Here is a 14,299-nt window from a genome sequence, read left to right on the forward strand (position 1 = left end):
ACCTCACACCCAAGCACGGGGGACGCATGGCTCGACGCCCGAGATGCGGGCTGCCAACCGGCCGAGCAGCCACCCGCACAAGCCGGTCCAGGCATGTGAGCAGGTCGGGCATCATCAAAGCCCGACCTGCTCACATGAAGGCGGTGAAGACGAAGAGGTCCACGGCCTGTGCCCGGCCGGCGTTGGGTGGGGCCGCCGGCCGAGCGTGGGGCGTCAGCCCTTGTGGATCTTGATCGACCCGCCCTCGATGGCGGTCGTCGGGTCGGCGTCGGGCGCCGAGCCGATTTGGTTGTCGTAGACGAGGGTGTCGTCCACGGTCTTCCACACCCTCATCCGGAACGTGTCCGGCGAGCCATCGGTTGCGGTGAGCATGAACGAGTACCCGGCGGCGCCGTTGACCGTGCCCGTGCCCTTGAAGATGGCCTTGTCACCGGCGACGACCAGCCACTGGTGGTCGGCGGAGTGGAAGTTGAGGCTTCCGGCCTTGAACTGGAACTCCGTGCTGCCGGTGGGTACGGTCGCGCCCTTCTTGTACTTCGACACGAAGCCGAAGTTCGCGCGCCCGGTGGCCCCTGGGTCGGCCGGGTAGGCGCCGGCCGGGGAGTTGATCCACCCGCCGCCGGTCACGAAGCCGCCGTTGGGGTCGTACACGACGACGAAGCCGCAGTGCTGGGTGTCGGACCCGCCGTCGTCGTCCGTGACCGTGACGGCGATGTCGTAGATGCCCGCGGCCGCGTACTGGTGCGTGCCGCCCACCGGGGAGTTCACGCCGGGCACATCGGTGGTGGTGCCGTCGCCCCAGGTGACCGACATCGTGTGGGTGTCGAGGGTGCCCGGGTCGGTGAACGTGCCGGCGAAGGAGATGTCCGTGCCGACGGCGTAGGGATCGACGGGGCAGTTGGTCAGGGTGAGGTCCGGGGCGACGTTCTTGACCGTCACGGTGGTGGAGTCGTCGTCCGTGAGGCCGTTGTCGTCCGTCACGGTGAGCGTCACGGCGTCGCCGCCGTCGTCGAGACCGTTGTACGTGGCCACCGCCGCACCGGCGTTCGCCAGGGATCCGATGCCGGCATCGGCGCCGCTCCAGGCGTACGAGACGACGGTGCCGTCCGGGTCATGGCTGGCGGAGCCATCGAGCGTGACCGGGGACCCCTCGTCGACGGTCTTGTCGGGCCCGGCATCGGCGACGGGCGGCAGGCAGTTGACGGTGACGACGACCTTCGGGAAGGTGACGGACGCGTTCTGGTCGTCGTGGTAGACGACGGACTTGTTCACGTCCAGCGGCCCGCAGGGGGCGCCGCGGTGCTTCACCTGGTAGGTGATCTCCAGGTTCTCGTCCCCGAGATCGGCCCGGGACCAGGTGAATCCGTCGGCGGTGACGTTGTTCACGGCCGATCCGGCGAGGTTCGCGGTCACAGTGCCGGCCACGAGCTCCCAGGGCGCGTCGAGCGTGACGGCGATGGACGGATGGGTGGCGCCGGGCACGACGACCGCCTCGACGATGGCCTTCAGGAGGGTGTCGAGGTTGCCGAAGTCACCGGCGGAGAAGGTGTTGTCGGAGCCGGGGCCGCTGGCGATGACCTCCAGAGTGGCCTGCTGGACCCCTCCGCCGACGCCCACGGCGAAGACGGTGGCCTTGGCCTGCAGGGCCGCGGCCTCGGCGGCGGTGTTGCCACTGGTCGCCTCGCCGTCGGTGATGACGATCACGAGCTGGTTGCGGGCGGGGTTGTCCGCCCCCATGACAGCGTTGGCCTCGGCCAGGCCGCAGGCGATGCAGGTGCCGGTGTTCTGCTTGGGGTTGGTATCGATGGCGTTCAGGACGGCGTCCTTGTCCCCGCTGAGCGCGCTGACCGGCGGTGTCACGCCGTCGGCGAATCCGACGACGCCGACCCTGCCGCCGTTGGTGAACAGGCCGTGGGCCGCCACGCCGTTGACCACGCTCTTGGCGAAGTCCTTCAGCTGACCCCACTCGGTGGCATCGATGCTGCCGGACTCGTCGAGCACGAGGACCAGGTCGGTCGGTGTCGACTGAGTGCTGGACTCGCCGTCGAGTCTCAGCGTCACGGTCGAGGTGCCGTACCGGGCGACGGCCGTGGGGCTGGCCGAGGCGTCGGGCACGGGTGCGGCCGAGGCGCTCGGTGCAAGGGCGACCAGGCCGCTCAGGGCGAGGGCCAGGACCGCGAGTCCGGCCAGGAGAGCCCGAATGGGCATGGGCATACGCATACGCGTTGATAACGCGTGCATTGATTCCCCCCTAGGAATCCAAGCAGCGGGACGGGCACGCCGATGTGCCCGACTCCGCCGTTGTCCGAGCACGGAGCGTGCCGATTCGAACTCCGTGCGTCAAGAGATCACACAGATCGGACATGTGTACGCATCTCTGGCCTCGGCAGAACAGGTGGTGCCGGAGGGGTGGTCCGGGCACCATCGACGCAGGTTGCGCCGTTGGAGCGCCGAGAGAGCCGGAGTTCGCGCGAGGAGAGCCGTACCGACGCAGTGCAGCGGTTTGGCATCGATCGGTGGTCGCGATGGATCACCGACTCGGCCTGGCGTCAGCCCGGCCGGCGGTCGCGAGGGCCGTGCCGGTCCCGGTCACGTCCGCTCCGCAGCGGACGTGACCGAGTGCCGCTCGTGATCAACGCCCCTGTGGACACCTTCCTGCCCACAGCGCGACGCATGAACTGGACCGGGTCGCAGAAACGATCCGGCGGGGCCGGCTGCACCGGGAGGCCGGCGCCGACCGTGTCTACCCGATCAACGTGCGCGAGAAGGACGACATCGCAACCCTCGTCACCGAACCGCCCTGCCCGTCAACGGCAACACAGGTGAGCAGCTGGACCTGGCCACGCTCCTGAAACCGGGTGTGGCACGCGTGTCCTACGGGCCACGCTTCTACCGGGCAGCCATGGCCGAAATTCGAACCAGTGTCCAGCAGCTGCTGACCTGACCTTCCCCGCCGCCGTCCCTGCCGGCCGCGTTCGCGAGGTGCCGGCGCGGGCCGGCGAACGCCGCTACCGCGTGCGGACGCCGCCGGACGGCGGCGGGATCATCTGGAGCGTGAGCGTCGCCGGCGGTTCGGCGATCCCCGGCCCGCCGGCCGCCGCCCACGCCAGCACGTCGTCGGTGGCGTCGTCGTCGAGCGCCCAGCCGATCCACGCGGCACGCGCCCCGCGGCGGCGGCCGTCGGTCGACGGCTGCACCACGATCACATTGGCCTGACCGCACGGCCCGAGACAGTCACTGGTCCGCACCGCGAGCCGCCCTCCGGACGCGGCGGCGGCGTCCCGCAGTCTGGCGAGTTGCCCGGCATGATCGGTACCGGGGTTCTTGCGCGCGTCGCCGCAGCAGCAACCACGGCAGACGACAAGGGTGCAGGGGCGGGCGCCGAAGGGGCGTATGGCGAACGTCGTCACCGGGTGATCTTCCCAGCCGTACGACCCACACCCGCGCCGGGGCCGCGGTGATGCCGGACACGTCCACGTGGTCGCCCTGACCCTGGGTGTCCGGCCGCCCGCCGGGTCGGCAGGCGGGCGGACCGTCACTGTGACGCCGTCGCAAGACGCGGCAGAAGTCGCCACGCCCACGCCCACCGCCCGACCGGCTGAGCCGACGCGGAGACGCGGCCCGGCCCGGTCCTTGGCGTGGCGGACGCGCACGGAGCGCCTTCATCGGGTTCGCAGCGCGGCAGGCGAGTCGGGTGCGGCCGCACGGCGCGGGGCCGGCGTGGTGTGGTCCGGGTCGTGGGCGCGGCGCTTCGCGATCACCGCGCAGACCATCAGCTGCATCTGGTGGAAGAGCATCAGCGGCAGCACCGCGAGACTCGCCTGCGCCCCGAACAGCACCGTCGCCATGGGCAGTCCCGCCGCGAGGCTCTTCTTGGAACCCGCGAACTGGATCGCGATCCGGTCCGCCCGCCCGAAGCCGAGGCGCTTCGCGCCGAACCAGGTGAGCGTCAGCATCGCCGCCAGCAGCACCGCCTCGACGACGAGCAGCGCGCCGAGCCGCACGGGGGTGACCTGGTGCCAGACGCCGGCGTTCATGCCTTCGCTGAAGGCCGTGTAGACGACGAGCAGGATCGAGCCGCGGTCGACGTACCCGAGCACCTTCTTGTGACGGACCAGGAAGCCGCTCACCCAGCGGCGCAGCAATTGGCCGGCGAGGAACGGCACAAGGAGTTGGAGCACGATCCGCAGCAGCGAGTCCGCGGAGAAGCCGCCGGCGCCGCCGCCCAGCAGCACGGCCGCCAGCAGCGGCGTGAGGACGATGCCGGCGAGGCTGGAGAAGGAACCCGCGCAGATCGCCGCGGGCACGTTGCCCCGCGCCATCGAGGTGAAGGCGATCGACGACTGGATCGTGGAGGGCACCAGGCACAGGAAGAGCAGCCCGCTGTAGAGCTCGGGCGTGAGCACGGCCGGTTCGAGCCCGCGGGCGGCCAGCCCCAGAAGCGGGAAGACCACGAACGTGGCCGCGAGCACGGTGACATGCAGCCGCCAGTGCCGCAGTCCGTCGAGCGCCTCGCGCGTGGAGAGCCGCGCGCCGTAGAGGAAGAACAAGAGGGCCACCGCGCCGGTCGACGCCCCGCCCGCGACGTCGGCCGCCCGGCCGGATGCCGGCAGGAGTGCCGCGAGAGCCACGGTCCCGAGCAGCGCCAGAATGTACGGATCGATCGGCAGCCAGGACGGCAGGCGCGGGGTGCGGCGGCTCATGTGCTCCACTTGCTCTCGGTTCAGGACGTGCCCTCTCCATGGTCCTCTCCGAACGACCGATCGGGAATCCCGTACACCGCACTCACTGTCATCACGTTCCGCGATGGCCGCGGCTACGATGGGCGGCGTGTACGACCCGACCCAGTTGCGTACGTTCCTGGCCGTGGCGCAGACGCTGAACTTCACGCAGGCCGCGCGCCGGCTGGGGCTGCGCCAGTCGACGGTCAGCCAGCATGTACGCCGGCTCGAGGACGCCACCGGCCGGCCGCTGTTCAGCCGTGACACCCACAGCGTGGAGCTGACGGAGGACGGCGAGGCCATGCTCGGCTTCGCCCGCACGATCCTTCAGGCGCAGGAGCGCGCCGCCGCCTACTTCACGGGAACCCGGCTGCGCGGGCGGCTGCGGTTCGGCGCGTCGGAGGACTTCGTACTGACCCGGCTGCCGGAGATCCTCGAGGCGTTCCGCCGCGACCATCCCGAGGTGGACCTCGAGCTCACCGTGGAGCTGTCGGGCACCCTGCACAAGCGGCTGGAGGCGGGCCGGCTGGACCTGGTGCTCGCCAAGCGCGGCCCCGGCGCCACGCACGGCGAGCTGGTCTGGCGGGACCGCATGGTGTGGATCTCGGCCGAGGGACTGCGGGTGGATCCGGAGCGCCCGCTGCCGCTGATCCTCTTCCCGCCGCCGGCCGTCACCCGGGCCCGCGCCCTGGAGGTGCTGGAGCAGTCCGGCCGGCCCTGGCGTATCGCCTGTACGAGCGGCAGCCTCAGCGGACTGGTGGCCGCCGCCCGCGCCGGTCTGGGCGTGATGGCCCACACCCGCGGGCTGATCCCGCCCGGCCTGGTGACGGTGCCGGACCGGGCGGGACTGCCCGAGCTCGGGACCGTCGACTTCGTGCTTCTCCAGGGCCGCCGCAGGGACGCGGCCAAGGATGCCGCTCAGGCGCTGGCCGCCTCCCTGCTGGCGGCGGGCGACCGGCTGCACGGCCCCGTGCCCCACTGAGGGCAACCGCAGCCCTGGCGACGGCGACGGGGCGGGGTGCCGAGCAAACTCGACGGAAGCGTTCCATCCGGTACGGACCGGGACCGTCACCCGTAGAGCGGCGGTGATCACGCCGTACAGATTCGGTGGAGATTGACGGCCGGACTCCTTACCGACGAGTCAGTAAGCGGCTCCCCTGCGGCCGTCCGCTCCTCGCTCACCACCGCTGACCTGTGCCTACGTCTTTCGTCCACAGTTCACGAGGACCCTCCCGCCCGATGAAATCGTGGGGTACGGTCACGGCGCTGTGCGGAGCGCCACAAGGAGCAGCCATTGCGCGAGTTCACTGTCCCACCCATGGCCGCGGCGCCTCAGGTCGGCGGACTTGCGGACGCGGTCTTCGACCATGCCCTCGACGACCCCGACCACGTCGCGCTCGGCCGCAAGGACCGTGAGGGCCGCTGGCAGGACGTGACGTCGGCCCAGTTCCGCGACGAGGTGCTGGCGCTGGCCAAAGGGCTGCTCGCGCACGGCGTCCGGTTCGGCGACCGGGTCGCCCTGATGAGCCGTACGCGCTACGAGTGGACGCTGTTCGACTTCGCGCTGTGGACCGTCGGCGCCCAGTCCGTGCCGCTGTACCCGACGTCGTCGGCCGAGCAGGTCTTCTGGATGCTGCACGACTCCGAGGTCTCCGCCTGCATGGTCGAGTACGAGGACCACGCCATGACGATCGGCTCGGTGATCGACCGGCTGCCGCTCATGAAGCGGCTGTGGCAGCTGGACACGGGCGCGGTGGAGGAACTGGTCGCGGCGGGCGCGCACATCGACGACGACGTGGTGCACCGGCACCGGCGGGCGGTGACGCCCGACTCGGTGGCCACGATCATCTACACCTCCGGCACCACGGGCCGCCCCAAAGGCTGCGTGCTCACCCACTCCAACTTCATGTTCGAGGCGGACACGATGACCGGCCGGTGGGAGCCGGTGTTCCACTCCAAGCCGGGCGACGAGGCCTCCACTCTGCTGTTCCTGCCGCTGTCGCACGTCTTCGGCCGGATGGTCGAGGTGGCCGCGATCCGCGGGCGGGTCAAACTGGGCCACCAGCCGGTGCTCCAGGCGAGCGCACTGCTGCCCGATCTGGCCGCTTTCCGGCCCTCGTTCATCCTGGCCGTCCCGTACATCTTCGAGAAGGTCTTCAACGCCGCCCGCCGCAAGGCGGAGAGCGCCGGCAAGGTGGGCGCCTTCGACAAGGCGGTCGAGGTGGCCGTCAAGTACGCGGAGGCTCTGGAGCACCGGGCCTTCGGTCTCGGCCCGGGCCCCTCCGCCGGTCTGCGCATGCAGCACCAGCTCTTCGAGAAGCTGGTGTACGGGAAGGTCCGCGACGCGATGGGCGGCCGGGTGCGCCATGCGATGTCGGGCGGCTCCGGCATGGACCGGCGGCTCGGTCTGTTCTTCGAGGGCGCGGGTGTCACCATCTTCGAGGGCTACGGACTCACCGAGTCGACGGCCGCCGCCACCGCGAACCCGCCCGAGCGCACCCGTTACGGCACCGTCGGCCTGCCCATCCCCGGCACGACCGTGCACATCGCGGAGGACGGCGAGGTGTGGCTGCACGGGGGGAACATCTTCCAGGGGTATCTGGGCGACCCGAAGGCCACCGACGCCGTGCTGCACGACGGCTGGCTCGCCACCGGCGACCTGGGCGCGCTCGACGAGGACGGCTATCTGACCATCACCGGGCGGAAGAAGGAGATCCTGGTGACCTCCGCCGGCAAGAGCGTCTCGCCCGCAGGCCTGGAGGAGCGGGTGCGCGCGCACCCTCTGGTGGCGCAGTGCATCGTCGTCGGCAACGACCGGCCCTACATCGCGGCGCTCGTCACCCTGGACCAGGAGTCGGTCGAGCACTGGCTGGCCATCCAGGGCAGGCCGCCGCTGCCACCCGCGGAGATGGTGCGCGACCCGGACCTGGAGATGGAGATCCGCCGCGCGGTGGTCGCAGCGAACACCCTGGTCTCCAAGTCCGAGTCGATTCGTACGTTCCGGATCCTGGCGCATCCCTTCAGCGAGGAGCACGGGCTGCTGACGCCGTCGCTGAAGCTGAAGCGGAAGGCGATCGAGAACGCCTACTCCGCCGAGGTCGACGCCCTCTACGGCTGAGCAGGCCTCAGCACGCAAGACGCTCGGCCGGGAGTTCCCGGCCGAGCGTCTGCATGAACAGCTCGCAGGCCGTCAACCGACCGCCTTGCGCAACGGGCCTGGAGAGCGCCCTTCTGCGGTTTCAGCAGTCGACAGACCAGGTACCACGGCCCGCAGGACGGGCGAACAGCAGTTGTTCACTGCTGCCGCCCGAGTCGGCCGAGCTCAACGGGTACGCCCGTTTCTCGCTCGCCGTCGAGCGCTGGTACGCGTCCCGCGTCTTAGAGAAGATCGAGGCTGATGTCACCGATCTCGAGCCCCTCCGACGTGGCCTCGGAGTCACTGATGGCCACGCTGTCGTCGCCACTGCACTGCTGCTGGATCGTGGCATTGGACGCCGGGCCGCTGCCGAGGAGCGCGATGGGCCCGGTCGCGACGTTGAGCAGGCCGAACTGCACAGTTTCGTCGCCGATCCGAGCATCCTGCTCGCACACGACCACGTTGGTGTCGCTGTTGCCGTTGTTGCCCTTGTCGCCCTCGTCGCCGTAGGCACCGGCAGCCGAGGCGGCACCGGCCCCGAACATGCTGACACAGCCGAGCATGGCAGCCACCAGGGCAGCACTGCGAATCTTGCGCACAACATCTCCACTTCCGTCAGATTCGACGTGATGAGTGATGGGTGGAACCGTACGAAGAGGAAGCTAAGCCATGTTTGCACCATTTTGAGCGCAACACGCCGATGCCTCACCCTGCGTCGGAGGGCCACGGCGCTCGAAGCGCCAGGCCGCCGGCACGGCTCGGCCAACTCCCTGCGGACGATGGACGGTGGCCGGGTCGGCGACCTCTCAGACGAGCTGGTAGGCCCGCATGCGGGTGAGCAGCATGTGGCAGTTCTGGAGCGAGCCGGAAGTGTCCCCGAGCGAACGGTAGATGCCCCACTTGGGGCGGACACGGTCGGCAAGGAAGGTGTCGACGCCCGACCTGGACGTGTCGATCACCGTGGCGCCGCCGCTCTTGAGGATCCAGCGCACGGTGCCGGACGTGCCGTTGCCTATCTTCATCCGCAGGTCGACGTCGGTCCACTTGTCGTGGAGCGGTGCGAGGTCGGTCCGGCCCACGAGGACGTCCCCGGTGAACACCTTGAGCTCGATGGTCTGCACGCCGCCGACGCGCCGCAGCGACTGGACGACGATCGGCGACGTGCCGGTGCCCGGCTGCTTCATCTGCATGATGTGGGTGAAGGTGGTGGTCGCCTTGAGCGAGCTGGGCAGGAACATCGAGTAGGTGATCCGCCAGGTCTGTCCGGACGTCCAGCGGAGGTACGCATCGCCGTTGCGGCAGCCGGTGACCTCGTGGCGCTGCCGGTCGGTGTGCGTGTCGCGGTCGGCCGTGTGCATGGTGAAGCGGAAGTTGTCGCCCTCGGTGCGGATGTGGGGCGCGCCGGACGGGTGCGAGCCGGCCCGGTCGTCCTCGATCGTCTCGAAGGCCCGGAGCCCGTCGCGGCTCGCGGAGGGCGACCAGCGCAGCTGCCAGGAGGCGGCGCTCGCGGGGGTCGCGGGCAGTCCGGCGGCGACCGCGCCGCCGAGTGCCGCGCCGAGCACCGCCCTGCGGGATGCGTTCATGTTCATCGTCCTTCCTTGCGGTAGAGGTAGCCGGGAACGGCCGGCAGCACACTGTCCGGCCGGTCGACGAGGTCGCGCACGAGCGTGTGGTCGGGCGAGAGCCGGCAGGCCGGGTCGGTGCGCGTGGCGTCGCCGGTGAGGGCGTGGGCCTGGCACCGGCAGCCGCCGAAGTCCCTGGTGCGCAGTTCGCAGCTGCGGCAGGGGTCCCGCATCCACTGCTCGCCTCGGTAGCGGTTGAAGGCCTTCGAGTGGCGCCAGATCCACTCGAGCGTGTGGTCCTTGACGCTCGGCGGGTCCAGGCCCGGGAGCGCGGCGGCCGCCGGGCAGGGGTGGACGCTGCCGTCCGGTGCGACGGTCAGGGAGCGGGCTCCCCAGCCGCCCATGCACGGCTTCGCCGTCCCTTCGACGTAGTCGGGCACGACCCACACCAGCTCGAGCCGGCCGGCCAGCCGGGGGCGCCAGTGCTCGACGCGGTCACGGGCGCGGGCGATCCGGACGCGGTCCGGGAGCAGGGCGTCGCGGTTGCGCAGGGCCCAGCCGTAGAACTGGGTGTTGGCCAGCTCGATCCGCTCGGCGCCCCAGGCGAGCGCGAGTCGGACCAGTGCGTCGATCGCGTCGAGGTTCCCACGGTGCAGGACGACGTTGAGGCCGAGGGGCAGGTCCGCCTCCCGTACGAGCCGGGCGGCGCGTTCCTTGGCCGCGAACGAGCGGGCGCCCGCGATCAGTTCGGAGGCGGCCGGGTCGGCGTGCTGCACCGAGAGCTGCACGCTGCGCAGCCCTGCCCCGGTCAGCTCGGCGAGCCGCTTCTCATGGAGGCCGACACCGCTGGTGACGAGCTGGGTGTGGACGCCGGCGCCGTCCGCGGCGGCGACGATCGCGGTGAGATCGCGGCGCAGCAGGGGCTCGCCGCCGGACAGGTGGCTCTGCACGACGCCGAGGTCGGCGGCCTGCCGGAACACGTCCGCCCATTGCGCGGTCGTCAGTTCCGCCGTGCGGGCGACCAGTTCGAGCGGGTTGGAGCAGTAGGCGCAGTGCAGCGGGCAGCCGTGGCTGAGCTCGGCGAGCAGCGCCCACGGCGGCGGGACGTCGCTCAACGGTGGGACGTCGTTCATACGAGGAGTCCCTCCTCGCGCAGCCTTCCCAGGAAGCCGGGCACCTCGTCGGCCACCGGCGCCCCGGGGTGGCGCCGGGACAGTTCCGCGACGATCGCGTCGACGTCGTGGGCGCCGTCGCAGAGCCGCAGGACGGACCCGGCGTTGCCGCGCAGGACGACCACCCGTTCCGGCAGCACGAGCAGGTCCGTGCCGCGGACCCGGTCGTGCCGGAGGACGGCCGACCGCCGGAGCACCGGTTTCCAGGCGCCGGTCACCGGTCCTCACCCGCCCGGTCCACCGCGTCCAGCAGGGACCACAGCACATCGCACTTGAAGGACAGCGCGGCGACGGCCGCCTCCTGCTCCCGTCTCGTCCCCGCCCAGGCGACGACGAGTCCCAGGGCCTCCGCGCCGTCCCGGCCGCCCTGGCCGATCCGGTCGCGGAAGTACGCCGGCCCTTCGGCGTCGATCCACCGGTAGTGCCGCTCGAACGCGTCGATGCGGGTGCGCATGATGCCGGGGGCGGCGAGCTCGGTCAGCGAGGCCGCCACGGCTTCGAGCGGGGAGCGCAGCCGGCAGAAGTTGACGTACCCGTCGACGGCGAGCCGCACGCCGGGCAGGACGCCGGCGCCCGACCGGAGCTGTGACCGCTCGATGCCCGCGGCCTCGCCGAGGCGCAGCCACCGCTCGATGCCGCCCTCGCCCTCGACCACGCCGTCGTGGTCCTGGATCCGGCGGAGCCAGGCCCGGCGGAGCGCCGGCTCCCCCAACTTGGCGAGGATCAGGGCGTCCTTGACGGGGATGTGGCGCTGGTAGTGGAAGCGGTTGATGATCCAGCGGCGTAGCTCCGCCGGAGTGAGGGCGCCTTCGTGCATCCGCACGTTGAAGGGGTGGCGGTCGTGGTAGTGCCCGGCGGGCACGGCACGCAGCCGGGCCGTGAACTCCTCGGCGTTCCACGGCTCACCGGTTCCGGTCACGGGCGCTTCGGCCGTGTTCACAGCTCGATCACCATCCCTTCCGCGGCCACCTCGAGTCCCCACTCCGCGAGCTGTGCGTGCTGCGGGGCGTCAGGGTCGGTGAGGGGGTTCGTGTTGTTGAGGTGGGTGTAGAGGCAGCGGCCCCGTAGACCGGCGAGGCGCCGCGCGGTGCCGTGCCGGCCGGTGACGGGGAGGTGGCCCATGCCGGTCGCGGTGGCGCCGGAGAGTCCGTGGCGCACCGGCTCGTCCTCGTCCCAGAAGGTGCCGTCGACGAGGACGCAGTCGGCCTGCTCCGCCGCCTCCTGGAGCTCGTCCGTCCAACTGGCCAGCGCGGGGGCGTAGAGCAGGCTCCGGCCGGTGGCCGTGTCCCGCAGCCGGAGTGCGACGACCCAGGTGGGGTCGTCCGGGCCGCTGCCGGCGGCGTAGCGCGGCCGTTTGGCCGAAACGGGTACGGCGGCCACCTCCACGGTGCCGCCCTGGAGCAGCGGTCCGCCTTCGCGGCCCAGCTCGCGCCAGTCGACGCGGGTGTAGGGGGCGAGCACCTCGCCCAGGTGAAGCCGCCCGAGCAGCGCGTGCCGCACCGGAGGGGTGGCGATGATGTGGATGCCGTCCGCCTCGCGGAGCCTGGCGATGCCCAGGGTGTGGTCGAGTTCGGCGTCGGTGAGGACGATCCCGGCGAGGGGGGACTCGCGTGGTCCCGGCCCGGGCAGCAGCGCCGGACTGCTCTCGATCTGGTCGCCGATGTCGGGGGTGGCGTTGACGAGGAACCAGCCGGCCCTGTCCGCTCGCACGGCGAGCGAGGCGTGACGGCGGCGCCGGTGCGGATGCGCGCGTGCCCCGGCACAGCCGGGACACGCGCAGTTCCACTGGGGCACTCCGCCGCCCGCCGCGGTGCCGAGCACCTGCAGCAGCACGGCGGCGGGTCAGCGGTCGGTGAGCGCGTAGGCGGTGACTTCGAGTGCCGTCTCGACGATCTCGAACTCGGGGGTCTGCCAGCGAGAGGTCGGTTCCGACGTCTCCTTGGTGTCCTTCATGGCGTGGACCTGCCTTCCTGAGATGTGGGGGTCAGGCGTGCCGCTGGACCGAGCAGACCGACACAGGGTTCATGTCGGTGTGCGTCGTTCAGCCACCTGAAGCAGAGTCCCGCGCTGACGGGTCACGGTCAATGGTCTGGACCGAGGATCACGGAGCGGTATCGCGCCAACTTCGAAGGCGGGAATGCGTCCACCGAGATGATCGTTGACCATGGGAGTACCCAACCGACGACGTAAGGATCGACCGCTCGTGAGCAAGGTCCCCTTCATCACCCTCAACAACGGCGTCGCGATGCCGCAACTCGGCTTCGGTGTCTGGCAGGTGCCCGACGACGAAGCGACGCAGACGGTCACCACCGCCCTGGAGGCGGGCTACCGCAGCATCGACACCGCCGCCATCTACGGGAACGAAGCGGGCACCGGCAAGGCCGTCATCGGCTCCGGGATCCCCCGCGAGGAGCTGTTCGTCACCACCAAGCTGTGGAACTCCGAGCAGGGGTACGACTCCACCCTGCGCGCCTTCGACGCCTCGCTCGGGAAGCTGGGGCTCGACTACGTCGACCTGTACCTGATCCACTGGCCGATGCCGGCCAAGGACACCTATGTGGACACGTACAAGGCCTTCGAGAAGATCCTCGCCGACGGCCGCACCAAGGCCATCGGCGTGTCCAACTTCCGCGTCGAGGACCTCGAGCGCCTCATCGGCGAGACGTCCGTCGTCCCCGCGGTGAACCAGGTCGAGCTGCACCCGCAGCTCCAGCAGTCCGGGCTCAAGGACTTCCACGCGAAGCACGGCATCGCCACCGAGGCCTGGTCACCGCTCGGACAGGGCAAGGACCTCCTCCAGGCGCCCACGGTCGTCGCGGTCGCCCGCAAGCACGACCGCACACCCGCCCAGGTGGTGCTGCGCTGGCACCTCCAGGTCGGGAACGTGGTCATCCCCAAGTCCGTGACCCCGTCCCGGATCCAGGAGAACATCGACGTGTTCGACTTCGAGCTCGACGCCGACGACCTGGCGGCGTTCACCGCTCTGGACGAGGGCCGGCGGCTCGGTCCGGAGCCGGCGGACGTCAACTCCTGAGCGGCCCGCGCCACGGGGACGAGGAGCCTTCGAGGACGGTGAACGGCGGGCCGGAGAACCGGCCCGCCGTTCGCTGTCGCGGGCGCGGCGCCGCCGCGGCGGGCCACTGTCGGTGGCGGATGCGACGATGATCCCCGCCTCCCACCGGGAGGCGCCGGACGGGAGGCGGGGACGTGAACGGGCCACTTGAGCCAGGGGTCTACCTGGTGCGCAACGTCGGCAGCGGGCTGCTGCTGGAGGTGTTCGGGGGACGCGGCGGCAGCGGCGTCAACGTCCAGCAGGGCAAGGAGAACGGTTCGCCCGCCCAGCAGTGGCGTATCGAGCCCGTGCCCAACGGCAACGGCCTGTACCACTTCGTCAACGTCGCCGGTGGCAAACGCCTCGACGTGGCGAACGCCTCGACGGAGAACGGCGCCAACGTCCAGCAGTGGAAGGCGAACAACTTCGGCGCCCAGGAGTGGATCGTCGAACAGCATCTGGACTCGCCGGGCACGGTGACCATCGTCAGCTTCATCAGCGGACTGCTGCTGGAGGTCGCCGGCGGTTCGAGCGAGGACGGGGCGAACGTCCAGCAGTGGGAGGACACCGACTCCCCCGGCCAGTGGTGGCGGTTGGAGCCGGTGCCCTCCTGACGGGCCGGACCGGGTTCGGGCCGCAGCCCCCGCGTCCCCTCC

Annotated in this window: 14 protein-coding genes; 4 read left to right on the forward strand and 10 right to left on the reverse strand. The window is 71.0% G+C overall.

Going from position 1 to position 14,299, the window contains the following annotated elements; genetic code table 11:
- Positions 1-213: 213 nt before the first annotated feature.
- The 3 genes from ACIPJI_RS18230 to ACIPJI_RS18240 all read right to left on the reverse strand — a co-directional run bounded on the left by ACIPJI_RS18230 (position 214) and on the right by ACIPJI_RS18240 (position 4,703).
- The gene (locus ACIPJI_RS18230) at positions 214-2,208 is read right to left on the reverse strand and encodes a VWA domain-containing protein (RefSeq protein WP_402247281.1); all 1,995 of its coding nucleotides are present in this window, start codon (positions 2,206-2,208) and stop codon (positions 214-216) included.
- 800 nt (positions 2,209-3,008) lie between these two features.
- A complete protein-coding gene (locus ACIPJI_RS18235) occupies positions 3,009-3,410 on the reverse strand; it encodes a (2Fe-2S) ferredoxin domain-containing protein (RefSeq protein WP_402247283.1) in 402 nt (133 codons plus the stop codon).
- A gap of 252 nt (positions 3,411-3,662) precedes the next feature.
- Positions 3,663-4,703 (reverse strand): bile acid:sodium symporter family protein, encoded by a 1,041-nt coding sequence (locus tag ACIPJI_RS18240; RefSeq protein ID WP_356619997.1) that lies wholly within the window; start codon positions 4,701-4,703, stop codon positions 3,663-3,665.
- Between the two features lie 118 nt (positions 4,704-4,821).
- Here ACIPJI_RS18240 and ACIPJI_RS18245 point away from each other — a divergent pair, with 118 nt between their 5' ends.
- Together ACIPJI_RS18245 and ACIPJI_RS18250 are read left to right on the forward strand one after the other, a co-directional pair.
- Positions 4,822-5,703, forward strand: coding sequence for a LysR family transcriptional regulator (locus ACIPJI_RS18245; RefSeq protein WP_402247705.1), 882 nt, complete (start codon positions 4,822-4,824; stop codon positions 5,701-5,703).
- Positions 5,704-6,039: 336 nt separating this feature from the next.
- Positions 6,040-7,839, forward strand: coding sequence for an AMP-dependent synthetase/ligase (locus tag ACIPJI_RS18250; RefSeq protein WP_402247285.1), 1,800 nt, complete (start codon positions 6,040-6,042; stop codon positions 7,837-7,839).
- 260 nt (positions 7,840-8,099) lie between these two features.
- Here ACIPJI_RS18250 and ACIPJI_RS18255 read toward each other — a convergent pair whose 3' ends face one another.
- The 7 genes from ACIPJI_RS18255 to pqqA all read right to left on the reverse strand — a co-directional run bounded on the left by ACIPJI_RS18255 (position 8,100) and on the right by pqqA (position 12,544).
- Entirely contained in the window at positions 8,100-8,456 is a 357-nt protein-coding gene (locus ACIPJI_RS18255) for a hypothetical protein (RefSeq protein ID WP_402247286.1), read from the reverse strand.
- 207 nt (positions 8,457-8,663) lie between these two features.
- Positions 8,664-9,440: a Tat pathway signal sequence domain protein gene (locus ACIPJI_RS18260; RefSeq protein ID WP_402247708.1), complete on the reverse strand. Its 777-nt coding sequence runs from the start codon at positions 9,438-9,440 to the stop codon at positions 8,664-8,666.
- Between the two features lie 2 nt (positions 9,441-9,442).
- Positions 9,443-10,552 carry a pyrroloquinoline quinone biosynthesis protein PqqE gene (gene pqqE / locus ACIPJI_RS18265; RefSeq protein ID WP_402247288.1) on the reverse strand — a complete coding sequence of 370 codons (1,110 nt, stop codon included), beginning with the start codon at positions 10,550-10,552 and terminating at the stop codon, positions 9,443-9,445.
- Entirely contained in the window at positions 10,549-10,809 is a 261-nt protein-coding gene (gene pqqD, locus ACIPJI_RS18270) for a pyrroloquinoline quinone biosynthesis peptide chaperone PqqD (RefSeq protein WP_402247290.1), read from the reverse strand. The genes pqqE and pqqD overlap by 4 nt, the downstream gene beginning before the upstream one ends.
- A complete protein-coding gene (gene pqqC / locus ACIPJI_RS18275; protein ID WP_402247292.1) occupies positions 10,806-11,531 on the reverse strand; it encodes a pyrroloquinoline-quinone synthase PqqC in 726 nt (241 codons plus the stop codon). Before pqqC ends, pqqD begins: the two co-directional genes overlap by 4 nt.
- Entirely contained in the window at positions 11,528-12,424 is an 897-nt protein-coding gene (gene pqqB / locus ACIPJI_RS18280; protein WP_402247294.1) for a pyrroloquinoline quinone biosynthesis protein PqqB, read from the reverse strand. The genes pqqC and pqqB overlap by 4 nt, the downstream gene beginning before the upstream one ends.
- Positions 12,425-12,433: 9 nt before the next feature.
- On the reverse strand, positions 12,434-12,544 hold the full coding sequence (pqqA, locus tag ACIPJI_RS18285) for a pyrroloquinoline quinone precursor peptide PqqA (protein ID WP_356620007.1): 111 nt from the start codon (positions 12,542-12,544) through the stop codon (positions 12,434-12,436).
- A gap of 250 nt (positions 12,545-12,794) precedes the next feature.
- On the opposite strand from pqqA, the gene ACIPJI_RS18290 reads away from it, so the two are divergent.
- Together ACIPJI_RS18290 and ACIPJI_RS18295 are read left to right on the forward strand one after the other, a co-directional pair.
- Positions 12,795-13,625, forward strand: a complete 831-nt coding sequence (locus ACIPJI_RS18290) for an aldo/keto reductase (RefSeq protein ID WP_307709318.1) — start codon at positions 12,795-12,797, stop codon at positions 13,623-13,625.
- 173 nt (positions 13,626-13,798) lie between these two features.
- Positions 13,799-14,257 carry an RICIN domain-containing protein gene (locus ACIPJI_RS18295; protein ID WP_307709317.1) on the forward strand — a complete coding sequence of 153 codons (459 nt, stop codon included), beginning with the start codon at positions 13,799-13,801 and terminating at the stop codon, positions 14,255-14,257.
- The last annotated feature ends 42 nt before the right edge of the window (positions 14,258-14,299 follow it).

The organism is Streptomyces sp. NPDC086835 (genome assembly GCF_044745705.1).
Classification (GTDB): domain Bacteria; phylum Actinomycetota; class Actinomycetes; order Streptomycetales; family Streptomycetaceae; genus Streptomyces.

Bases quoted from the DNA above. Each gene is read 5' to 3' on its own strand.
- ACIPJI_RS18260 (WP_402247708.1), bottom strand. From the start codon at position 9,440: ATGAACGCATCCCGCAGGGCGGTGCTCGGCGCGGCACTCGGCGGCGCG.
- ACIPJI_RS18230 (WP_402247281.1), bottom strand. From the start codon at position 2,208: ATGCCCATTCGGGCTCTCCTGGCCGGACTCGCGGTCCTGGCCCTCGCC.
- ACIPJI_RS18240 (WP_356619997.1), bottom strand. From the start codon at position 4,703: ATGAGCCGCCGCACCCCGCGCCTGCCGTCCTGGCTGCCGATCGATCCG.
- ACIPJI_RS18250 (WP_402247285.1), top strand. From the start codon at position 6,040: ATGGCCGCGGCGCCTCAGGTCGGCGGACTTGCGGACGCGGTCTTCGAC.
- pqqA (WP_356620007.1), bottom strand. From the start codon at position 12,544: ATGAAGGACACCAAGGAGACGTCGGAACCGACCTCTCGCTGGCAGACC.
- ACIPJI_RS18245 (WP_402247705.1), top strand. From the start codon at position 4,822: ATGGGCGGCGTGTACGACCCGACCCAGTTGCGTACGTTCCTGGCCGTG.
- pqqE (WP_402247288.1), bottom strand. From the start codon at position 10,552: ATGAACGACGTCCCACCGTTGAGCGACGTCCCGCCGCCGTGGGCGCTG.